The following is a 23,180-nucleotide window of genomic DNA, read 5'->3' as shown; positions in this document are numbered from 1 at the left end:
AAATGATGTCAATTCCCTACTCATTTACGATTATTCCCATAAATTAATTGTCTTCTGTGGAAAGCTTGTTTTTTATTAAATCTTTAGGCAAAGAGGCACTGGATCCTTTAGTTAAATATCTTTTCAAAACGCCACCACGTACTTTGTTCACATCAAATTCAATCACAAAAGCTTTAGGATCTATCTCTTCAACAAGATTTAGCGTTTTATTAATGTCTATACGGTTTACAATAGTTTGTATAATATTGATTTCTTTATTTACACCACTACTTCCATAACCGCTGGCGCCTTTGTAAATCGTCATCCCGACACCTAATTCAAATGCAATAGCGTCTGTAATTTCTTTAGACTTTTGAGAAACAATGGTAAGTCCTATAAAATTTTCTAGACCTTGAATAAATAAATCAATCACTTTTGCGGTAACTAGATAAGCAAGAATAGAGTACATGGCTATTTCTACCGAAACGACGTAGGCAGTAATGCAAAATAGCACCACATTAAAGGCAATAATGGTTTTCCCTATACTTATTCCATATTTGTTGAAAACAAAAAGCCCTAAAAGCTCAGATCCATCTAGTACTGCTCCGTTGCGTATAGTTACGCCTATTCCTGCACCCAGAAACATACCGCCAAAAATCGAAATCAGTAATTTATCTTCAGTAATAATAGGAAAGGTTTCTATACTTATAGAAAGTGCGAGTAATGCAATCGCCACAATAGATTTGATTACAATTCTCTTAGATACCGTAAATATTCCCACGATAATAAACGGAATACTTAATAATACTAACAGTATAGAAATATCCCATCCTGTTTTTAAACTTAATAATATGGCTATTCCAGTGACGCCACCGTCCAGAAAGTTGTTTGGTAATAAAAAAGCTTTAAGGCCTATACTCGCAAGAAAGATCCCAATTGCGATCTGACTGTATTCTCTTAAATATCTTATCATGGTTTTAATAATTTTTAATTATTGCTAGCAAAATGAAATATAAGACAACTTATAATAATTCGGCAGGTATTGATATTCTAAGAACACCTCATTTTTATTATATTGCTAGATTAAAATACGACTATGAAGTTTGCCATTATTAGAGAGAGAAAGAATCCGCCAGATAGGAGAGTGGTTTTTACTCCAGAGCAATTGAACCGTTTGAATCTCGCTTTCGCGAAAGCGGAATTCATAGCAGAATCTTCACCTATCAGAATTTTTTCAGACGAGCAATATACTTCTCATGGGATAACGGTTACAGATGACGTTTCAAGTGCTGACGTGATGATAGGCGTGAAAGAAGTTCCTATAGACGCTTTGATTCCAAAAAAGAAATACTTTTTCTTTTCTCATACTATAAAAAAACAACCTTATAATAAAGAACTGCTTAGAGCGATTCTAGACAAGAAAATTGAATTGTATGATCATGAAACCATAGTTAGAAAAAATGGTGCGCGATTAATAGGTTTTGGTAGGTATGCTGGTATTGTAGGTGCTTACAATGGATTTAGAGCGCTAGGTTTGAGGGACGATATTTTTAATTTACCTAAAGTGGAGCGTCTTCCAGATTATGAAGCATTACAGCAGGAATTAAAGCAAATCAAAGATAAATTGCCACCTATTCATATAGTAATGACAGGGAATGGCAAAGTCGCTGGTGGAATTAAAGAAATACTTGATACTCTAGAAATCAAACAATTAAAGCCTAAAGAATACTTGCAACTAGGCCACTTTCAAAATAAACAAACCACCTTTACGATTCTTGATGTGCAACATTATTACACACGTAAAGACGGTTACCGACCTACAAAAACCGAATGCTATAATAATCCAGAATTACTAGTTAGTGACTTTATGAAATATGCTCAGGTTACTGACATGCTTATTACAGGTCACTTTTACGGGAATGGCGCACCCTATCTTTTTACCAGAGAAGATGCAAAACAATCTGATTTTAAGATTGACCTTGTTGCAGATGTAAGCTGTGATATCGATGGACCTATAGCATCTACTTTGAGACCTAGTACAATTAAAGATCCTTTATATGGTTATGACGCTCAAGGCGAAAACGAGGTCCCTTTCAAGACTCCAGGCTCCATTACGGTTATGGCAGTAGATAATTTGCCTTGTGAATTACCCAAAGATGCTAGTGAAGGTTTTGGAGAAATGTTTGAAAAACATGTGATTCCTGCTTTTTTTAATGGTGATAGAAACGGAGTATTAGAAAGAGCAAAAATGACCACAAGCGAAGGCAAGCTAACTGAAAGATTTGCTTACTTGAATGACTTTGTCTATTCAGAAGAATCGTCAGAAAACTAGATAAGTAAATGATGACTACACAACTTTGTAACAGTATTAGATTTTATAGCATCCTAAGCTTTATAATGTTATGTAGCTTTTTTTTACAAGCGCAGTTCAATCCTAGTTTAATAGGAAACGCATCTTCTGTAGGTAATGATTGTTATCAAATTACTCCAAATTTGAATGGACAATCTGGTGCGATTTGGTCTCCCGATCGCATCAATATGCGTCTTAATTTTATAATAGAATTTAGAATATTTCTAGGGACAAATGATGCTAACGGTGCTGATGGACTCACCTTTGTAATGAAAAATTCTCCCAATCCTGTAATTGGTAATTTAGGTGGTGGAATGGGTTATGAAGGTATTACTAATTCTTTTGCTATTGAATTTGATACATGGCAAAATACTGATCTTTCAGATCCATTTTTTGATCATATCGCAATGGTATCTGCAGGTATAAATGATCATAGTATGAGTCAAAATCTTGCAGGCCCTATTGTAGCATCTCCTACTTCAAATAATGTAGAAGATGGCGTGGAGCATGCCGTTCGTATTGAATGGGATGGTACAGCACAAACTATGAGTATCTATTTTGATTGCGACTTAAGATTAACTTACACGGGAGATTTAATCAATCAAGTTTTTGGAGGAAGTACTTTTTCCTATTTTGGGTTCACCGGTTCTACTGGTGGCGCTGCAAATCTTCAGCGTGTTTGTTTTGATTATATATCGTTTGCAAATGATTTGGGAGTTATAGATGATACAGCAATTTGTATAGGTGACACGGTATCAAATGTAGATGCCACGATAAATGGTGCCTCCAGTTATTTATGGACGCCAGCTACAGGAGTTAGCAATCCTAATATCCCTAATCCCACCTTTAGTCCATCGACTACAACAACTTACAATATAGATATTACTAACAGTTGTGGTGATGTCATACAAGAAGATTTTACGATCTCCGTAGGATCACAGCCTACGGCAAATACTGTTGCAGATTTTAATGTTTGTGATGATGCTTCTAATGATGGTATCATAACTTATGACCTTTTGCAATTGGACGCTGCAGTTATAGGAACTCAAGATCCCACTTTATTTACTGTATCTTATTATGCTTCTCAGATCGATGCCGATGCTGCGACAAATCCTTTACCTCAAAACTTTTCTAACACTGCAATTTGTGAACGTATCTATTCTAGAATAGAGTCTGTGACCAGTTCTAGTTGTTACAATACTACAGATTTTGAGTTATGTGTCTCTACTCAGCCAGTAGCAAACCCAGTAGCGACTTACCGCTTATGTGATGATATTTCAAATAACAATTCAGAGGTATTTGATTTGGTTTCTAGAATTCCAGAAGTATTGCTAGGTCAAGTTCCAGCCGACTTTAATATTGAATATTTCACAACTCAAGCAGAAGCTGATCAAGGAAGCGTAGGCGGAGCAACACCTGTAAGCAATATGTACAGTAGTGGTGGACAAACCATGTATGTGCGTATTGAAAATATTGCTAACACAGATTGTTTTGACACCACCTTTTTCGACATTATTGTAGACGATCTACCGCTAGCCACAGCTCCAGCTGATCTTGTTATTTGTGATGATATGTCTAACGATGGAACTGAAGATATAACCTTATCGCAATTTGATGCTGACGTGCTTAACGGCCAGACGTCTCCTAATTTTGTAGTTTCTTACCATGCAAATCAAACTGATGCTGATAATGGTACTCCAGAATTGACCAGTCCTTTTACTATTACAACAGGTACAACTACCATTTTTGCAAGAATAGACAACAGTGATAATGAAACTTGTGCCAGCACTACTCCTATAAACATTGTTCTTAACGAGCAAGCGGTTGCAAATTCTGTTGCTGAATACAGAATTTGTGACGATAGTACTAATGATGGTTTAGAAGATTTTGACTTAAGTACGAGAAATGCAGCTGTTTTATTTGGGCAAAACCCTGCAAACTTCACCATTGAATACTTCACCTCACAAGCAGATGCTGACTTAGGAAGTGCCGGAGGAGCAACTCCACTACCTACCATTTACAACAGTGGTTCCACTACTCTTTTTGTAAGAATAGAAACCAATTCCAACAGCAGTTGTTATGATACAGAGATGTTTGACATTTTTGTAGATCCATTACCTAGAGCAGGAACTCCTACTGATATTATCGTTTGTGATGATCCTTCTAATGATGGAACAGAAAATGTAGATTTATCTCAGTTTGACATGACTATTCTAGACGGGCAGACTAATCCTAGTTTTAATGTAACTTATCACGCTACTCAAACTGATGCTGATAACAACGCATCGCCACTTGCTAGCCCTTATACGGTAACCAGCGCAACGCCTAATATTTTTGCTAGAATTGATAATGCAGATAACGATACTTGTTACACTACAACGACATTCCGATTTGTGATCAGTCCTACGCCTACAGCAAATGCTGTTCAAGATATGATTACTTGTGATGATCCTGGAAATGACGGTTCTGAAATATTTGATCTTACTATGGCAAATAGTGAAGTGTTAGACAGTCAAAACCCTACAGACTTTAATATTACTTACCATACTAGCTTGAATGGTGCTCAAACAGGAATGGGTACAGATCAAATAGCTAACGATACTGCTTATGCAAGTAGCACAACTACTCCAGAAACTATTTTTGTAAGAATAGAAGCTGTTGCAAATCCAGTTTGTGCAGATACTACCAGCTTTACATTAACAGTAAGCGAGCAACCTACTGCTGGTACAGCGATAGACTTAGTAGGATGTGACGATATCAGCAACGATGGTTTTGAAGAATTTGACTTTACATCACAAGATGCTTCCATTTACAATGGTCAAAGTACAGCAGATTTCAATGTGACTTATCACACCAGCCAGACAGATGCGGATAATGATACCGGAGCATTAAGTTTTCCATACACAAATGTGAGTAGAGCACAAACTATTTATGCAAGAATTGAAAACGCTTCAAATCAAGATTGTTATGATGTCTCTACCTTTAGAATAGAAGTCTTTGCAAGACCTACGATTGCAAATCAAGGACCTTACACCATTTGTGCTGGAGTACCAGAAACAATTGATGCTGGACCAGGATATTCTAGCTACCTATGGTCCACTGGAGAGATGACACAAACTATAGATGTTTCTTCAGGTGATGATTATACTGTAACCGTTACTAATAGCGATGGTTGTGATAGTACTGCAACAATCACAGTAGTAGAATCTGATGTGGCGGTAATAGAACGTATAGACGTAGGACAGTTTGAAGTAAATACTAATACTCTTACTGCGATTGTAACAGGAAGCGGTGATTATGAATTTTCACTTGATAATTTTGTGTATCAAGACAGCCAGAGATTTACAAATCTTTATCCAGGATTCTACACGATCTACGTAAGAGATAAAAACGGTTGTGGAACAGTTTCTATGGATGCAGTAATTATAGGCGGACCACCATATTTTACACCTAATCAAGATGGTTACCACGACACATGGCAAGTAATCGCTGTAAGTGAGATCCCAGATGCGAGCATCTACATCTTTGACCGCTATGGTAAATTACTAAAACAAATAAGTGCCACAGGACCAGGATGGGATGGAACTTACAATGGTAACCCAATGCCATCTAGCGATTACTGGTACCTCGTTGAATTAACTGATGGAAGAAGCTTTAAAGGACATTTCGCACTGAAAAGGTAAATCTGTTTTGCATGCTTCTGTAAAAACGATATTTAAACATTAATCATACTTTTCTTTTATAAATCACTATTGGAAGCGAGAAAAACGATTTGAATAATGCGTAAATCACTATTAAAAATGTACTCAAACTTACAACCATTATCCAAGCATTTTGATTTTTGTGGACGTCTTTAAATAGGTAAAATAGGTCTAAAAAAATTTTATTTGGGCTGTGAAGTAGATCCCAGCTATTCCATCTTAAATGCCTACCTAAATAAACACCACATGCACACAAAATCCAGATACCATTTTCAAATATAGCAACCCAATATTTATTTTTCAACCAGCCTTTTTTTATTAAAATGGTTACCATATCATACATACTGATAAAGCCTAAATAAACTCCTGTGATGGAGAAACTTAAAATCATTAATGATTCAAGAACGATCCAGCTCTTTAGTGCTGTTTTAATATGTATTAAATCTGTTAGTAAATAAGGAGCATTGGGAAGAAAAGTAATCCAGATAATCCCTGAAAGTATGATATTAAAGTTTGTGATATCCTTTTTAAAGCGCAACCGGGCAACCAATAGATATGGTATAAAAGCAAGGAATAAATTCCAAATAAGATAAACTAACGCGAAAGTATAGTAAACTTCTAATCTCACAATAAGTAATAAAATGCTCATTAGTGTAAGTGTCATCACACTTCTTATCTCTTTATATTTATTAAAAAAATTAAGCATTACACTTTTAGAGTTTTGTATGTCAAACAAATATAGTAGAAATTAAAAATCAAAGCATAATGAAACCATTTTCACCTATTGTTTTATAAAAGACTAGAAATAAAGGTTATAGCTTTCACGGTTCAACAATGAATCAAATACTAACAATGGAAGAATAGACTCTCAGGACTGTTATTTAAAGAAATTTAATTTTGCAATCATTTTTTCTATAATTAAAACAAATAAAATCCCCAAAGTATACATCAACATATCCCACCAGGAAAAACTCGTGCCTATAATTATTCTTGCTATTTTGTAATCTTCTAATCCTAGTAGAGAGACTACCTGTGCATATTGAGCTATTTCAATGGCGTAACTAAAAAGCAAGGTTGCTATTGCAACGCTCAAAACCTTGAAATTACTAACCGACATTACAACTGAATAAATTAAAATAACCACAAAAAAATCTCCTAGATAAGGTCTTATAAAATCATCGTGAGCATATTGTTCTATTAACACTTCAATCACAAACAAGGTCAAGGCTGCGATTATATATACTTTTTTAGGCTTGCGATGTAATTTTGGTAGGTTCATTATAATTTTTAAATAGATTAAAAGTGACCATAAGGAAAAAGCTCATACTGCTTATCATGAGCCAGGCTTCTTGATTTGAAAAAGGATGTAAAAAAAGATCTACCATATCCTTAAATAATTTTTCTGGGTGCTGAATGATGTCCCATGTATTCCATCTTAAAACTCTTCCTAAATAGATGCCATAACCGCATAGAATTAAGACGATATTTTGAAATAGAGCCTTCTGTTTTATGCTGGACAACCATCCTTTTTCACTTAATAGTTGCGTCATATCTCTGAGACTTAAAAATCCTAAAAATAATCCGGTCGTACTGAAGCTTAAAATAAGAAGTGATTCATAAACGATCCAGCTAGCACTTGCATGCCTAATATGAATCAAATCTGTAACTAAATAAGGAGCATTGGGTAGGAAGGCTAGCCAAACTATAAAAGTAAGTATGAGGTTGGTTTTGGATACGCTTTCGCGAAAGCGTAAACGAACTACCATCACATAGGGAATAAATGCTAGGAAAAGATTCCAAATTAAAAACAACATGAAAAAATCATGTGTGATTTTCATTCGTAGCCCAAGCAAGCAAATGCATAAAAGAGTCAAGACAGAGACTTGTTTTAACTCGTGGAATCGATGTAAAAATAATGTTTTCATAAGGTGATTTTAATGATGTTTTTTGAATTATGAATTGTCAAATTATAGCTTATATAAAAAGTAGCAAGAGTGAAAGAGAAACGCTGAGTACAATGACATAAAGGGTAAATAAAGCTTCTTTATGTGATACAAACCCTAAAACATAGTTGAGTAAGACAATCAAAAACATCATCGCATTAGTGATTAACGCTATTATAAATACACCTATGCTTCCAGCTTGAAATATTTTCTCTCCTGTAATAAATAACAATAAACATGCAATTGACCCTGCGGCAAAGAATATAAATGCAAGCTGAATAGCTACTCTATTTTGCGGCTGCAGTCTCTTTAGAAATGTTTTCATTGGTTTGTTTTAGTTGGTGAGCGATCCAATTGAATTCTTGCCAATTGCGATTTATGAATTCTTGCTCGTTATAGTGATCGTAGTAGTAGATATTGCTTTTGGTTTGTAGTTTGTAATCATCATAAAGGTTATACTCTTTTAAAACCAGCGCATTTTGTGGTAGCAAGCTTTCTAAATAAACTCTTGATACTTTTTCTTCCACGATATTATGCTCGGTAATAATAGCAGACCAGTTGATCAAACCATAAACTGCAAGAGTAGTGTAGCTTATTACTAGATTGCGTCGTATCAAATAAACAAAGTTGAGTCGGTGATTTACTTTGAGATAGGTAGTGATTAATCCTGCAATTGTCAAGAACAAGTAAACTATCACGCCTATACGTTTATGTGTAAGTCCGTGTTCATCAATATAGAGGTAGTTTTTAGTAAAAATACTCGCTACTAGTAATGCGTTTAAAATGATCCAGATGTAAGTAAGCGCTCTTAAGTTTTGATTGTTTTTAAGAAAATTGACATCGCCTCGATATATGAAGGCGATTATTCCTATAGCAATAACGATACTCGCAATAGAGGCATAAACTCCTTGGTGCACCGCTTGAGACAGCACACTGGCTTGAGTGGTATTTAAGTTGGTCAAGAAAAGTACCTCTGTAATTAAAACAAATACGAGCAGCAAATTCAAACAAAGAATGGAAATAAAGCCTATTTGAGATTCATTTTGAACTGTTTTAAGTTGTAAATCATTTAGTGATTTGGGTAGTAGTTCATTAGGTGTTTCTTGGTCTTTTTTAGTAAGCTCTTGAATAGGTTGTGGTTTTTCAATATTTGCCATTATTAAAGAACCTATTGCAGCAGTAAACAACCAAAAAACATCAATAAATGAAAAGTCTATAGCTTCTAGGACATCATTAAATATAGGGTTTGAAGAACTGTAGAGAAGTGTAAAAACAACGATCAATACCACTGGAATAATCACTAATTTAATTACCTGACCTATGTCAATTTTTTCTGCATTTTCTGGCTTTTTTTCTTTTTCTACCTGATAAAATAGGGAATGAAATACACCGAATAAACTGGTGTAAATACCGTTGAGCCAGCTCACGTAAATACTACTTTGAGAGCTAGCTATGTATCCTAGAAATAGAAATGTACTCAAAAAGTACATAAAAATACTCCAGTCCGATCCATGAGCACAAATGGCTGTAGCACTTGCTAGCATTGCAAAACCGCTCAGAATAATGGTTTTCTCAAAAAGTAATGTTTTGTGATTTATAAAAAGAGTAATAATCAAGAACAGACTATATAGTAAAGCGTTTATTCCTAGATTTTGGGAGTAAAAAAGAGTGGAAAAAACGATTCCTCCGGTGATAATAATTATGGTTTTTTTCATGGTGATAAGTTTTAAGAGTTAGACCAGTCTATTTTATTAGATACAATCATAATAATAGAAAGGATTATGAATAAGCCTACACTGCCAGCTAGTAAAGCGAAGTCTTCTAATTGTGTGGTGGCATAAATGAATGAATACAGTGCGGTAAGAGATCCTAATATGAGCAAGGAAAATTTCTTGTTCTTGAGTATGGAGTAGGAGTAAATACTAATCAATCCTATTACACTTATTGCACCGATTAAATATGCCAGATTAAAATTGAGATGTTCAGATATGGAAAGTAACAGCGTATAGAATATAACTAATGCGACGCCTATCATAACATATTGAATAGAATGAATATGCTTTTTAGTAATGGTTTGAATGAAGAAGAAAATAATGAAAGTTAGAGCTATGACTAAAAAACCATATTTAGCAGTGCGCTCTGTTTGTTGATATTGATCGGCTGGTATTAAAAAATCTACGCCCATAGCTTGGTGATTTAGACTGGGAAAACCAGCGGTAAAAGATTGTCCAAACTGTCTGTTCACTTTAAATACTTGCCATTCTGCTTCAAAGCCAGAATCTGTTATTTCCTTAGTGCCATTTTCTTCAGGTAAAAACGCTCCTGAAAAACTAGGGTCTGCCCAATTTGATTTCATTTTTAGATTAGTAATGCTTCCTAAGGGAACAACTTGTAGTTGTTCACTACCATTTATTTTTAGGAAAAGAGAAAAGTCTAAAGAGCCATCATTAAACGATTGATTTGTAAGATTTAAATAAGGAGTCTTTAAAGTAAAATTTTGAGATGAATTACTTCTATAATTATTAGTAGTAGAAATGGCAGTTGCTGGTGACATAACATAAGCAGCATCATTAAACTCAAATTGAAGAGTGTTTTTAATACCTTTCAAATTAGTCGTTTTAAAAATGAATTTTGCTTTTTCCCAAACAATACTTTCCGGATCGATATCTTTACTTTTAAAGTCAGGAAGTTTAAAATTACCGTTGGTTTTGATATCACTTTGATAAACGGCACTTTCATAAATACTGTAGCTTTTAGAAGTTACCGAGGCGCTGATATCATAATTCAATTCATTAGGTAAAAAATAAGCAACTCTCTCTTCTTCACTAGTTGTAATATAGGTTTTTTGAGTTTTCTCTTCTATGTTTTTATGTGTTTTGATAACCTTGTAAGGCAGTTCAAGAATTGGTCCTTGAAGTATTACTTCTTCACCCCATTTACTATTTATTTCCCTTATGACTTGTTCTTTACGATCAGCTCTTTCTGATATTAAATATTGAACAAATAATAGAGGTATTAACAACAACAAGGTGAGAATGCTGATCGTTATAAGTCTAGCAGTTACAGAGTATTTGATCCAGTGGATGATTCCTTTTTGTGACATGTTGAAATATTTTAAATATTTGAAGTTATAAGAGTTGATTTAAATATGGAAATAGGAGAGTAGAGGTGCTGCTTAAAGTCTAGATGGTGAATACCTGTGGAGTTATAACCACTAGAGAAAGCTTCTATAAAAAGTATGTATTGATCTATATAAAAAATTACACCTACCAGCATAGCAAGTAGCACAAAAGGACTGCGTTTGCCATTGCCCCATAACCAGTATTGCATGGCTATTTCTTGAGCAGTATCAATTTTATAATCTGTTAATACATGAAATACATCATGATCCTCGCATCGAGGTTGTGGTTCAAATTTGTGCTGGAGTAAAAAACACCCAAGATGGTATCCTAGACTTTCTGTAGGATAAGACAATAGTTGCTGCGTATTTACTTGCCACGACGGTCCAGTTTTAAATTTGACATAAATCTTACTAGCCAATTCAAAGGAGTGGTATACAAAAACCTCTCTTAACGTTTTTAAAGTACTTTGTATTTCAAAGTAAATAGGTAAAAAAAATGTTTTCATAGTTTTAGGTATGAGATATGAGGTATGTGGTATGAGTGTTTCATTTTTCATTTTTCATTTTTTATTAATTATTAATCATTAATCATTAATCATTAATCATTAATCATTATTCATTATTCATTTCAATTTCAGTTTCATCATCCACCGATAAGTTTTTCTAGTGCTTCAATATGTTTTTTAAATTCTAGTTTACCTACATCGGTAGCAATGTACTTCGTATTAGGTTTACGACCTATAAAGCTTTTTTCTACTCGTATGTAATTCTCTTTTTCTAAAGCTTTGGCATGACTGGCTAGATTACCATCCGTAACATCTAGTAATTCTTTGAGCTCTTTAAAATCGGCATGATCGTTTACCACGAGCACAGACATAATGCCTAGTCGTATGCGGTGATCAAATGCTTTATTTAACTTGTTGATGAGACTCATTAATTTTTTATCAGGTGATTTTATTGAGGAACTTTCTAATTACCTATCATATTTATAATACATTACAGCTCCATATATGATATGGCACAATCCAAAACCTGCTGCCCAAAAGTACAAACCATAACCTATAAATTGGGTATTGATAAGTCCTAGAATAGCACAACTCAAGCCTAGGTACTTTACAGTTCCTAAAGTAAACTGTGCTGCATTCATACACGCCAAACCGTAAAAAACTAACATCGCTGGAGCAACGAGACCTAGTAAATTATACTGAAGTAAAACCAATGTAAATACTGCGCCTATGCTCAAAGGAGCCATAAAATTTGCGATCAATCTTAAGGATTGCTTGGTCCAAACTTTTTGTTTGTATTTTTTTGCTTTGGATCGCGTTAGAAAAAATGCGGTAATTACTGCCATAAACATTACGCCAGTGGCAACAGCAACTATTTGCAAGGAAGGATTTTGTGCCCATGGAGTTTCAAATAAGGTGTTTACAGTATCTCTATAACCTTTTTCATAAGCATTTTGAATAATAAAATGACCTATTACACTTCCTATTAAGGCATAAACACCAGCCATAATACCACTCATTCCAGATAAAGAAATAAATCGAGTCGATTTATTCATAAGAGATTTAATCTCCTTTATGTCTTCTAGATATTTATCGTTAGTCATATTTAAAGTACTTTGAATTACAAAGTAAAACTAAAATTATGGATTCCACAATATTTTCTCTATAATTTTTATAGTGAAGAGGTGATGATAAGGTTCTCGCTTTCGCGAAAGCGGAACCACAAAAAAACCTATCAAGAAAGATTTAATAGATCTTAATTCTTGATAGGTTGAATAATTGGTAGGCTAACTAATTGCCTTAATTGTGATTACTTTTTATTCCAGCCGTCAGCTTTTTTCCATCTTACAGGAGCTTTAGGTTCTGGTTTCATTTCAAATTCTTGAGACGGTAATAAACGTAGCGCTTCTTGAACAGCGGTTTCTAATTGTGGGTCGTTGCCAGCAACGATACTTTTAGGGTCTTGAATTACTTCTATATCTGGAGCGACACCTTCACCTTCTACAGCCCAATTTCCATCTAGATCAAAGAATCCACCTCTAGGAGCTACCATTCTACCACCATCTACAAATGGAGGCGTGTCCCATGTTCCTACAAGTCCACCCCAAGTTCTAGTTCCTACTATAGGACCTATATCTTGTTGCTTAAACATGTAGGGTAGTAAATCTCCACCAGATCCTGCACGCTCATTGATGATCATTACTTTAGGTCCAAAAATCCCTGCCATAGGAGTAGTCCATGGCCTATTATCATTTGCCTTGCTGTTAAAGTATCCCATAGGCTCTCTGTTCATGATGTCGATCATATAATCTGCAGCAGAGCCACCTCCATTGTTGCGCTCATCGATAATGACACCTTTTTTATCTTGTTGTGAAAAGTAATACCTATTGAATGATTCAAATCCACCACCACCAGTATTTGGGACATAAACATAGGCAAGTTTGCCACCAGAGAGTTGATCCACGCGACGCCTGTTATCTTCAATCCATTCTACATTTCTCAAGCGGCGCTCACTTCGTACTGGTTTTATAATAACCGTATGAGCATCTTTTTCTTTGCCTGTGCTACTTACAGTAAGTCTAATAGTACGATTTGCAGTTTGCTCTAAAAGCTGGTATGGATTTACGTTTTCGCTTAAAGCGGCACCATTAATACTGTGAATATAATCTCCTTCTTTTACATTTATTCCAGGTAAGGAAAGCGGGCCAGTAATCACTGGATTCCAGGTTTCTCCCGTATATATTTTATCGATTTGATACATTCCTTTGTTAATAGATAAATCGGCACCTAGCAATCCTACAGGAACACGATTAGTATCTGGAAAATCACCACCAGAAACGTAGGAGTGACCTATTGCGATTTCTCCGCTCATGATATCGACTACATAATTGAGGTCTACACGATGACGTACGTGCTTTATCCACGGTGCATACCATTCATAAACTTGATCCCAAGGAGCGCCATGAGTATTATCTACATATAAAAAGTCTCTCATGTAGCGCCATCCTTCCTTGAAGATTTGAGCATACTCCTCTTGCGGATTCACCTTTACTTTCATTGAAGTATCTAGAGTTTCTTTTCCTGCAGTTGGTTTTTTGGCATCGTTCAAACTCCAGCTTCCTGATTTAAATAATAGTAAATGATTCCCATCGTAAGAAGAAACCATAGAGTTGACTCCACTTGCAAATTCCTTAGCTTCTTGTTCTTTTACATTGTACTTATGAACCTTTAAACCGTTCTCATTAGGTATAGCTTCTGCGATAAAAACAGTTCCAGATGGTCCTTTTGCAAGTGCAGGATAATTTCTAGTAGGCAACTGCATCGGGATGATTCTTTCAAAAATTCCTTCTTCATCAATGGTAACGGCTGCATCTTCAGCGTCTTTTTTATCATCTTTCTTTTCTTCCTTTTTATCGGCATCTTCTTTTTTAATAGCCTCTTCATCAGTCTCTGGTAAATGAGGAGCTTTTCCATCACTGGCTAGAACAACAGCATAGAGCGATCTATTCACTGTTTTGTCCATAGAACTCATATCTAACCATCCTGAGGTGAGCCCATAATCGGTACTAGAAAGTGTATAAATATAATCACCAGATTCATCCCATACAGGACTAATAGAGTCTGCAATAGGATCGGTGATTTGGATGGTCTTTTTAGTTTCTACGTTATAAACAAATATGGCTTTGAAATGACTTTTCAACTGTTTACTGTAGGCCACCCATTTACTGTCTGGTGACCATACCGGATTTAAAGTTCTATTAGGATGTGCAAAATTATCAGTTGCTATGATTTGAGCTTTTCCTGTAGCGATATCTAACACATACGCATTAAAATCGGTATCAGTAAAACTTAAGTATTTCCCGTCTGGTGACCAGTCTGGAGTGAAGAAAAATGTAGGATTATCTATAGCGATGCTCTTTTTGTTTTCTCCGTATTGATCTGTAATGATTACTTGATATTCACCGCTCTCATCAGAAAACCATGCTATTTGATCACCTTTAGGAGACCAGATAGGACTGCGCTCTGCAGCGGCAGTGGAGTTAGAAATATTGCGCCAGGTGCCGTTATCTTTAGGAACAGTAAAAATTTCTCCTCTATGCTCAAATAAGACACGTTTACCGTTAGGTGACACGTTGGGATTAGTAAGATTCCAAGCGCTCACCTCGTTCCAGCGTTCTCTTGCAAAATTATAATCGGCTTGAACGTTGATGATGATTTTATTAGTAGCACCAGTAGAAGGATTTAATAGATGTAAATAACCACCTTGTTCATAAACGATATTATTATGGTCTGTGTCAATATTTTTGACATCAAAGATTTTATGAAATGTTATTTGTTTTTCGGTTTTAGTCTTAGGATTGTAAGACCAGATATTACTGGTGTAATCTCGCTCTGAGATGTAATAAACCATATCATTATGCCATACTGGTGAGAGATGACGCTCTTGATCTAATTGCGGAGTCGTTTGCAATTCTTTGGTTTTTAAATTTACAATCCAGATAGGTAAGGCTTGTCCACCGCGGTAGTTGCGCCACTCTGCATCCCAGGACGTAATAGGAGTATAGGCTATGTGCTTTCCATCTTGAGATATATTTCCAAAGGCAGCTCTACCTATTTCTATTTGATTAGGAAAATGTTCATTTACACCTATGGTATATAAATGATTAGATTGAGTAGGTTTTGAGGCTCGATTAGATCTAAAAATAATCTTGTTATCTGGAGTCCATCCTTGGACAAAGTCTCCACTAGGATGAAAAGTCATACGCTCTGGTTCACCACCGCTAGCAGGAATAACATAAACGTCAAAGTTTCCATCGTATTCTGCAGTAAAAGCAATCATTTTTCCATCTGGTGAGAATTGAGGTGACATTTCACCACCTATGTTGCTCGTAAGTCTTTTGGCATTTCCACCATTAGTGCTGGCTTGCCATAAATCGTTAGCATAAGAGAAAACCACTTGATCCTTGTGAATAGTAGGCTGTCTCAAAAGTTGAGTTCCTTGACTGCTGGCTATCATTCCAGATAGGAAAACAGTTATAATAAGTAAGTGTTTCATAGTTTGAGGTTTTGAGGTTACAAGATAGGACGTTTCATAATTATTTTTGTTACGCTTAGGTACTGAATTAAATTCAGCATAAACTTCTATTTTAGCAAATAGAAAGCGGAAAAAATACATAGCTTTACTTCATGAATCCAGCTCTAGAATATATTGATAATGCGCCTGAGCCCTATCGATCTATAATGCTTCATTTACAAGTAGTTATAGAAGCGCATTTTCCAGAGTTACAGTTGAAGTACAAATGGTCGTTGCCTTTTTATTATATAGGAGATAAAACGATGTTTTGCTTTTTAAATTACCGCAAGACTTTTGTAGACTTAGGAATGACACATGCTATTGAGTTGAGTAATAAACATCAGGCTCTTGTCGCAGGTGAAGGTAGAAAAATGCTCCGGTCGTTGCGTTTTAAAACTGTAGATGATATAGATGACGAGATTTTAATAGAAACACTGGAAGAATTAATGCTCTTACGTAAATCTAAGATGAAAAAATGAATAGGCAAAGATGGATAATCGTTAGCCTATTCATATCGGCATTGGTCATGATTTGTGCTGTAGTTCTAGTAGAACGTTACTCGTTTAAAAGATCGAGAAAACAGCCTTCTAATTCTTACCTTCATGATCGTATTTCCAAATTTGAGGTTCAAGGAATTGATATTTCTCAACACCAAGGAGAAATAGAGTGGAAGGATTTATCTCATCCTAATCCTGCCAAAACCATTGATTTTATCTTCATGCGAGCATCTGTAGGAATTGAGAATGATACCAAATATCAAGAAAACTGGAAAAAAGCTAGAAACCAGAACTTTAAACTAGGCGCATATCATTATTACTGGAGTAATGTGAATAGTGCAAAGCAAGCTGCAGTTTTTATAAAACAAGTAGATCTTAAAAAAGGTGATTTACCGCCAGTCCTTGACATCGAAGACATTTCAGATGTACAAAACAAAAAGTCGCTAAGAAAAGGTCTTAAAAACTGGATACGAATTATAGAAGCACATTATAATGTAAAACCCATTATTTATAGTGGAGAAGCTTTTTACAGAGATGTTTTAATGCCAGATATATACTTTAAAAATTATCCTCGAATCTGGATTGCAAATTATAATAAGGTAAAATCTCCAAGGATCTCTTGGAGCTTTTGGCAATTTACAGATCGTATGCCAGTTAACGGTATTCAGACTCTAGTCGATGGAAATGTATATAAAGATTCTCAGGCTAATTTTAACAAGCTGTTTGTTCCTTAATTATTGATTTACAAATGGATTACTCCATTTGACATTAGTATAAACATCGTTTCCTGTTAGTGTTCTCAAGAAATTTGCCAGGGCTTGTTTATCATTATCTGACAGGTTTAAATTTTGTCCCACTAGACCGTTTGAACCTCTTCCATCAAATAAAAGTGGATCAAGCAACTGCTGATTTGTAATATCAATATTATCGTAATGATCGATCATAGCCAGTAATGATGAAAACGAGCCGTTATGCATAAGAGGTCCATTAAGATTGCCATCGGGATTTTCTAAGTCTCTAAGTGAAGGCGATCTGGTGTTGTTGTGATCAAAAACATTAGGATCTGCAATAGTTGCTATAACTCCATTATTGTGAATATCATCTTTAATTGCAAATTCTGGTGGAGCATGACAGCTCACGCAACCGGCGCCTCCATTTTGGGGACCTGTGGTGAATAAAAATTTACCTCTATTCTCCGACATATTGTAGTTAGGAAATGGTGGTCCAGGATTTCCAGTCATTGAAAGTCCTTCATCATACTTGGAGTCAAATGATTGTATGCTCAACACAAATTGAGATAAGCACTCTTGCAGTCGTTCTTCGGTTATAGCTTGATCTTCATAAACGTAATTAAACATTACTTGATAATAATCGATTGCTGATAGTTTCAATAGTAAATCATTAAAGCTAGGTGCTCCATTTGTACCACTAAATCCCATTTCTATATGATCTCTTATAGGTTGAGTAACCTGAGCACTTAAAGAGTTTACTCTTTCATTCCAGAAAAAATTAGTGCCAGTTCTATAACCAGTATTTATCAACCTCATACTGTGTCTTCCCGTCAGTCCGTTAACACCTAAACTGGCAACTGCCGTATCGCTAAAAGCGTTTTCTTGTTTATGGCAGCTAGCACATGATATAGAATTATCTACAGATAATTGTTTATCATAAAATAAAATACGCCCTAAAACGGCTTTTTCATTTTCTATCGCATTTCCGGTATTTGAGAATCTTATATATGTGGGAACGCTTGTATTGCGATAATCGATACTTTGGGTAAGATCTATATTTGTTCCAAAAGCACTTTCTAGAATCGCTTGGTCTGTAGGGATGTAATCTCCTGACTCCTCAGAGGTATCGCAAGAAATGATAGCACCTATTATTAAAGCTAGAAGATAAACTCTGTAATTCATAAGGATCCTTTTTGTTAAGACTATCTTAAATATAAAAGGTTTAAATGTATTAAAAATAAATAGGTTTCAAGTTTTAATACCTGAAACCTATCTTAAGACGTATTATTTTGAAACCCAAAATAGTTTCTAGCAATTTTAAATATCTATTTTATCTTTCAAAATACTCTTATTATGGACTATTAAGGTTTAAAACGATTGAACCGTTTTTCTAATAGCCACTAATCTAGTTAGTAAACCTTCTAGGTGCTGTAAGTCTAACATATTTGCACCATCACTTTTTGCATTTGCAGGATCAAAGTGCGTTTCAATAAATAAACCGTCTACTTGATTTACTATTCCCGCTCTTGCAATGGTTTCAATCATTTCTGGTCTTCCACCAGTAACGCCGCTAGATTGATTAGGTTGTTGTAGACTATGTGTAACATCTAAAACAGTAGGGGCAAACTGTCTCATAGTAGGAATTCCTCTAAAGTCTACAATCATATCTTGATATCCGAACATCGTACCACGATCGGTGATCCATGCTTTGTCGCTTCCAGAATCTTTTACCTTTTGTACGGCATGTTGCATCGCTTCAGGGGACATGAACTGTCCTTTTTTGAGATTGACAACTTTGCCAGTTTCAGCTGCAGCAACTACAAGGTCTGTTTGTCTAACAAGAAAGGCTGGAATCTGTAAAACATCCACATATTCAGCAGCCATTGCAGCGTCACTTACTTCATGAATATCAGTTACCGTAGGAATATCAAAAGTTTCAGATACTTTGCGTAATATTTTAAGTGCTTCCAGATCGCCTATACCAGTAAAACTATCAATGCGACTGCGATTTGCTTTTTTGAAACTTCCTTTAAATACATATGGGATTCTCAAATCTGATGTAATTCTCACTACTTGCTCTGCAATTCTCATCGCCATGTCTTCTCCTTCTATGGCGCAAGGACCAGCAAGTAAAAAGAAATTATCTGAATCTGTATTTTTTAATTTTGCTATTTGATCAAGCTGCATAAAATGCTGTTTTTAATTTTTAACAATTACTTCTCTACCACTTTCTTCCCACTTTGCAATACCACCGTCTAAGTCATAAATAAGCTTGAACCCTTTTTCTTGCAGTACTTTGGCGCAACGTTCACTTTGACCACCTTTGTTACAATAAACGAGTAATGGTTCATTTTTATCCATTTCATCAAGGATCGCATTGAGGTCATCATTTTCTACCTCTATGTTGATCGCCTTGTTAATGTGCTTACTGCTGTATTGAATCTCACTACGTACATCAATCACCTTAACCTCGTTGAGGTCCATGAGTTCTGCCGCTTCTTCTACTGACACTACATTTATGACACCTGCATTATCAGTAAAGCAACTGTTAAGCAAAGTCATAAATAATAACCCTAAAAAGAAATTGGTTGCCTGTTTCACTTGTCCAGATTTGAAGTGTCACCATCCCAATTGCTAAAACCTCCTGAAAGATTGTAGGTGTTTTTCAAGCCTAAGGATTCCATCACTTGACATGCTTGAGAGCTACGACTTCCTGCACGACAGTACACGTAGTAATTCTTTTCTGCATCCATATCATTCATAGCGTTCATAAACTCTTGAGGCTTGAAAATATCATAATGCAGTGCACCTGGGATAATACCTTCGCTTACTTCTTCATCAGTTCGCACATCAATTATAATATAATTTGAATCAGCAGCAGTTTTTTCTTTCCACTCTTGGTTACTAAGATCTGTCATAATATAAATTATAAGGAACAGCTGCTGGTAGCAACTATTTTTTGGTTCTTTAAATCTGTTTTTTTAATTGCAGCATAGCCGCCTTCTACGTTAACAACGTTATTAATGCCATTTGCTTGAGCAATGCTAGCATAAATAACCGATCGATAGCCACCACCACAATAAATGTGATAGGTTTTATCAGCATCTAGTTGATTTACCTCTTCGTGTACTGAATCAAGTGTATGTAATGGTACGCTGCACAAATGTCCAGCTTCATATTCTCCAGGTTTACGAGCGTCAATTGGATTTTCAATAGATTCATCTTCTAGCCCGTCTATAAACTCTTGAGCAGTCACATTTTTTATAGTAGAAACTTCAGAGCCAGTATTTGCCCAAGTTTCAAAGCCACCAGTTAAGTAACCTTGTGCGTTATCATACCCTACACGTGCTAGTCTTGTAACTGTTTCTTCTTCTCGACCTTGTGGAGTAACGAGTATGATTTTTTGATCAATATCTTGAATCAAGCTTCCTACCCATGGAGCAAACTGTCCATCGAGACCTATAAATAATGATCCAGGAACTGCACCAGCAGTATATTCTTGAGGAGATCTTACATCTAATACTAAAAATTCTGGATCGTTTGCAAGAGCCTTAAAAGCTTCTAGTTTTAAAGGAGTATTTCCTCTAGAAATAACTTCGTCTATGCTCGAATTCACTCCTTTATTCATCCATACATTTTTAGGAAAATAGGCTGGTGGTGGAGCAATTCCAGTAGTTACTTCTTTAATGAAATCTTCTTTGGTAAGATCAGGATTTAAAGCATAGTTTGTTTTTTTCTGATTGCCTAAAGAATCGCTAGTTTCTTTACTCATGTTTTTTCCACAAGCGCTTCCCGCGCCATGTGCTGGATAAACAGTAATGTGATCTGGTAAAGGCATGATTTCATTTCTTAATGAATCAAATAAGTGACCAGCTAGATCCTCTGTACTCAAATCTGATTTTACTGCAAGATCAGGTCTTCCTACGTCACCTATAAATAAGGTATCGCCGGTAAATATTGCTTGTTCTTTGCCATCTTCATCTCTAAGAAGGTAGCAGGAAGATTCCATGGTATGTCCAGGAGTATGCAGTAATTGTAATGAGATGTCTCCTATGGAAAAAGTTTGTAGGTGTTCCGCTTTCGCGAAAGCGTAACTAGTAACAGCATTAGGACCTATAACTATGGTTGCTCCAGTCTTGTCAGCAAGGTCTACATGACCTGAAACGAAGTCTGCATGGAAATGAGTAAGGAATATATATTTAATCTGCACGCCGTCTTTTGCAGCACGATCGATATAAGGTTGTACTTCTCTTAAGGGATCGATGATTGCAGCTTCACCATTTGAGGCAATATAATAGGTTCCTTGAGCAAGACATTTTGTATAATATTGTTCTAGGATCATTTTATGAATTTTCAACAAAAATACAATTTAAAAATGGCAGTAAATATAAAAAGCCCATGAGTAGATCATGAGCTGCAATAGAAAATAATTATAGTAGGTTTATTTTATTCTGCACCCTATTGCTGGTGATGTTTTTACTTTAATAGTCTCTCCGCTAATAAGTGATTGAACGGCATTTTCAAGGAATTTATTTTTAACCGCACTTGCATCTTGATAGTTGTCATCAATAGCTCCTATATATTTAACCACGTTCTCTTCACCTTCTTTTTGCAATAAAAATACATGAGGCGTTTTTGTTGCTCCATATTGAGGATAAATTTTCTGGCCTGTATCCATCAAATATGGAAATGTAAACCCTTTTTCTTTTGCTCTAACCTTCATAGCCTCAAAACTGTCTGTAGGATATTCTTTAGGATTATTAGGATTGATGGCAATCACAGGATAACCTAAATTTTTATATTTTTTATCAATTGCTATAATTCGATCTTCGTATGCAACGCTGTATGGACAATGATTACAAGTAAAGATGATAATAAAGCCTTTTGCATCTTCATAGTCTTTTAAAGAAACTATAGAATTATCCACATTCTTTAAGGAAAAATCAGTTGCGGTATCACCTATTTCATAACCTTTAACAGCATTCAATTCACGCGCTTCTTGTCTATCCACTTGCTCTTGATTAGGAATAGGTTTTTCAGCAAACAAGTTATCACGTTCTGAGCTTTTTAACATGCCTGATAAAAATGCTATTGTAAGAGCTCCTACAAGGATGGTAACTAATATTTTCAATGTTTTCATAAGAAAGTGTTTATGGCATCTTCCAACTGTTCTTGGGTAAGTGCTTTATTGTAGAATTGCTTTTTGTCTTTTGATACGATCAGAGTCACTGGAATCGCGCCGTCCCAATGTTCATCTACTACAGGAATCCATTCGGCTGCGTACGGATCATCTAATAGTAGTACGGTAGATTTAATTTTATTTTCTTCTAAAAAAGGTTGAACTGCCGTATCTATTTTCTGTGCTTCGTCAAGAGAAATCAAAATAACTTCAATTTTATCTTGATATCTAGAACCTAAATCTTCAAAATGAGGAAGTTCTTCTACGCAAGGTGCGCACCATGTTGCCCAGAAATTAATAACTTTAATTTTCTCTTTGCTTGGTTGAACTGTTTGTCGTAATCCTTCTTGCCCCATTTTTTCTACCTTAGATATAGGTCTGTTGTCACAAGATGTGATTAAAATGATTATTGTAAGAAAGATTAACAGTTTTTTCATTACTCAAATATAGTAGATGAGTTGTGAAGTACGATAAAGTTTAACAAAAGTTAGCTATATTTTAAAGGAATCTAACAGTATTTATGTAGGAAAAATATAGTTTTAAGACTTTGCTAAGATGTTTTTTCCATTTTTAAGTATCGATAATAAGCTTATTCTTGAA

At 35.3% G+C, this 23,180-nt stretch carries 22 protein-coding genes; 4 read left to right on the top strand and 18 right to left on the bottom strand.

Going from position 1 to position 23,180, the window contains the following annotated elements; genetic code table 11:
* Nucleotides 1-43: 43 nt before the first annotated feature.
* The gene (locus DDD_RS01510) at nt 44-952 is read right to left on the bottom strand and encodes a YitT family protein (protein WP_015360950.1); all 909 of its coding nucleotides are present in this window, start codon (nt 950-952) and stop codon (nt 44-46) included.
* Nucleotides 953-1,075: 123 nt separating this feature from the next.
* On the opposite strand from DDD_RS01510, the gene DDD_RS01505 reads away from it, so the two are divergent.
* Complete coding sequence (locus tag DDD_RS01505) at nt 1,076-2,311, top strand: NAD(P)-dependent oxidoreductase (protein ID WP_015360949.1); 1,236 nt, start codon at nt 1,076-1,078, stop codon at nt 2,309-2,311.
* A gap of 65 nt (nt 2,312-2,376) precedes the next feature.
* Nucleotides 2,377-6,012 (top strand): lectin-like domain-containing protein, encoded by a 3,636-nt coding sequence (locus DDD_RS01500; protein ID WP_015360948.1) that lies wholly within the window; start codon nt 2,377-2,379, stop codon nt 6,010-6,012.
* A 43-nt stretch (nt 6,013-6,055) separates the two neighbouring features.
* Here the strand turns inward: DDD_RS01500 and DDD_RS01495 are convergent, their stop codons facing one another.
* The 10 genes from DDD_RS01495 to DDD_RS01450 form a co-directional block, all read right to left on the bottom strand.
* Entirely contained in the window at nt 6,056-6,679 is a 624-nt protein-coding gene (locus DDD_RS01495; RefSeq protein WP_111474662.1) for a DUF1361 domain-containing protein, read from the bottom strand.
* A gap of 228 nt (nt 6,680-6,907) precedes the next feature.
* Nucleotides 6,908-7,309, bottom strand: coding sequence for a ribosomal maturation YjgA family protein (locus DDD_RS01490; RefSeq protein WP_015360946.1), 402 nt, complete (start codon nt 7,307-7,309; stop codon nt 6,908-6,910).
* Nucleotides 7,278-7,868 (bottom strand): DUF1361 domain-containing protein, encoded by a 591-nt coding sequence (locus DDD_RS01485; RefSeq protein ID WP_083892361.1) that lies wholly within the window; start codon nt 7,866-7,868, stop codon nt 7,278-7,280. Before DDD_RS01485 ends, DDD_RS01490 begins: the two co-directional genes overlap by 32 nt.
* 136 nt (nt 7,869-8,004) lie before the next feature.
* The gene (locus DDD_RS01480) at nt 8,005-8,298 is read right to left on the bottom strand and encodes a hypothetical protein (protein ID WP_015360944.1); all 294 of its coding nucleotides are present in this window, start codon (nt 8,296-8,298) and stop codon (nt 8,005-8,007) included.
* Nucleotides 8,261-9,688, bottom strand: coding sequence for a DUF4153 domain-containing protein (locus DDD_RS01475; protein ID WP_015360943.1), 1,428 nt, complete (start codon nt 9,686-9,688; stop codon nt 8,261-8,263). The genes DDD_RS01480 and DDD_RS01475 overlap by 38 nt, the downstream gene beginning before the upstream one ends.
* An 11-nt stretch (nt 9,689-9,699) precedes the next feature.
* Nucleotides 9,700-11,076 (bottom strand): cell envelope integrity protein CreD, encoded by a 1,377-nt coding sequence (gene creD, locus DDD_RS01470; RefSeq protein ID WP_015360942.1) that lies wholly within the window; start codon nt 11,074-11,076, stop codon nt 9,700-9,702.
* An 11-nt stretch (nt 11,077-11,087) separates the two neighbouring features.
* Nucleotides 11,088-11,600, bottom strand: a complete 513-nt coding sequence (locus DDD_RS01465) for a hypothetical protein (protein WP_111474661.1) — start codon at nt 11,598-11,600, stop codon at nt 11,088-11,090.
* Between the two features lie 137 nt (nt 11,601-11,737).
* Nucleotides 11,738-12,028 carry a winged helix-turn-helix domain-containing protein gene (locus tag DDD_RS01460; protein ID WP_015360940.1) on the bottom strand — a complete coding sequence of 97 codons (291 nt, stop codon included), beginning with the start codon at nt 12,026-12,028 and terminating at the stop codon, nt 11,738-11,740.
* Between the two features lie 39 nt (nt 12,029-12,067).
* Nucleotides 12,068-12,703 (bottom strand): hypothetical protein, encoded by a 636-nt coding sequence (locus DDD_RS01455; RefSeq protein ID WP_015360939.1) that lies wholly within the window; start codon nt 12,701-12,703, stop codon nt 12,068-12,070.
* 206 nt (nt 12,704-12,909) lie between these two features.
* Nucleotides 12,910-16,155: a S41 family peptidase gene (locus DDD_RS01450; RefSeq protein ID WP_015360937.1), complete on the bottom strand. Its 3,246-nt coding sequence runs from the start codon at nt 16,153-16,155 to the stop codon at nt 12,910-12,912.
* 131 nt (nt 16,156-16,286) lie between these two features.
* On the opposite strand from DDD_RS01450, the gene DDD_RS01445 reads away from it, so the two are divergent.
* Together DDD_RS01445 and DDD_RS01440 are read left to right on the top strand one after the other, a co-directional pair.
* Nucleotides 16,287-16,652 carry a DUF1801 domain-containing protein gene (locus DDD_RS01445; protein ID WP_015360936.1) on the top strand — a complete coding sequence of 122 codons (366 nt, stop codon included), beginning with the start codon at nt 16,287-16,289 and terminating at the stop codon, nt 16,650-16,652.
* Nucleotides 16,649-17,404 carry a glycoside hydrolase family 25 protein gene (locus tag DDD_RS01440; RefSeq protein WP_201764100.1) on the top strand — a complete coding sequence of 252 codons (756 nt, stop codon included), beginning with the start codon at nt 16,649-16,651 and terminating at the stop codon, nt 17,402-17,404. The genes DDD_RS01445 and DDD_RS01440 overlap by 4 nt, the downstream gene beginning before the upstream one ends.
* Here the strand turns inward: DDD_RS01440 and DDD_RS01435 are convergent, their stop codons facing one another.
* The 7 genes from DDD_RS01435 to DDD_RS01405 form a co-directional block, all read right to left on the bottom strand.
* Nucleotides 17,405-18,583 (bottom strand): cytochrome-c peroxidase, encoded by a 1,179-nt coding sequence (locus tag DDD_RS01435; RefSeq protein ID WP_015360934.1) that lies wholly within the window; start codon nt 18,581-18,583, stop codon nt 17,405-17,407. It lies immediately after the preceding gene.
* A 186-nt stretch (nt 18,584-18,769) separates the two neighbouring features.
* A complete protein-coding gene (kdsA, locus tag DDD_RS01430) occupies nt 18,770-19,588 on the bottom strand; it encodes a 3-deoxy-8-phosphooctulonate synthase (protein WP_015360933.1) in 819 nt (272 codons plus the stop codon).
* Between the two features lie 12 nt (nt 19,589-19,600).
* Nucleotides 19,601-20,002 (bottom strand): rhodanese-like domain-containing protein, encoded by a 402-nt coding sequence (locus DDD_RS01425; RefSeq protein WP_015360932.1) that lies wholly within the window; start codon nt 20,000-20,002, stop codon nt 19,601-19,603.
* Complete coding sequence (locus tag DDD_RS01420; protein WP_015360931.1) at nt 19,999-20,319, bottom strand: rhodanese-like domain-containing protein; 321 nt, start codon at nt 20,317-20,319, stop codon at nt 19,999-20,001. Before DDD_RS01420 ends, DDD_RS01425 begins: the two co-directional genes overlap by 4 nt.
* A gap of 8 nt (nt 20,320-20,327) precedes the next feature.
* Nucleotides 20,328-21,743: an MBL fold metallo-hydrolase gene (locus tag DDD_RS01415; RefSeq protein ID WP_015360930.1), complete on the bottom strand. Its 1,416-nt coding sequence runs from the start codon at nt 21,741-21,743 to the stop codon at nt 20,328-20,330.
* A 99-nt stretch (nt 21,744-21,842) separates the two neighbouring features.
* Entirely contained in the window at nt 21,843-22,541 is a 699-nt protein-coding gene (locus DDD_RS01410; RefSeq protein ID WP_015360929.1) for a thioredoxin family protein, read from the bottom strand.
* Nucleotides 22,538-23,017, bottom strand: a complete 480-nt coding sequence (locus tag DDD_RS01405; RefSeq protein ID WP_041566836.1) for a TlpA family protein disulfide reductase — start codon at nt 23,015-23,017, stop codon at nt 22,538-22,540. Before DDD_RS01405 ends, DDD_RS01410 begins: the two co-directional genes overlap by 4 nt.
* Between the last annotated feature and the right edge of the window lie 163 nt (nt 23,018-23,180).

The organism is Nonlabens dokdonensis DSW-6 (genome assembly GCF_000332115.1).
Taxonomy (GTDB): domain Bacteria; phylum Bacteroidota; class Bacteroidia; order Flavobacteriales; family Flavobacteriaceae; genus Nonlabens; species Nonlabens dokdonensis.
This window is presented reverse-complemented; position numbering and strand designations above follow the sequence as displayed.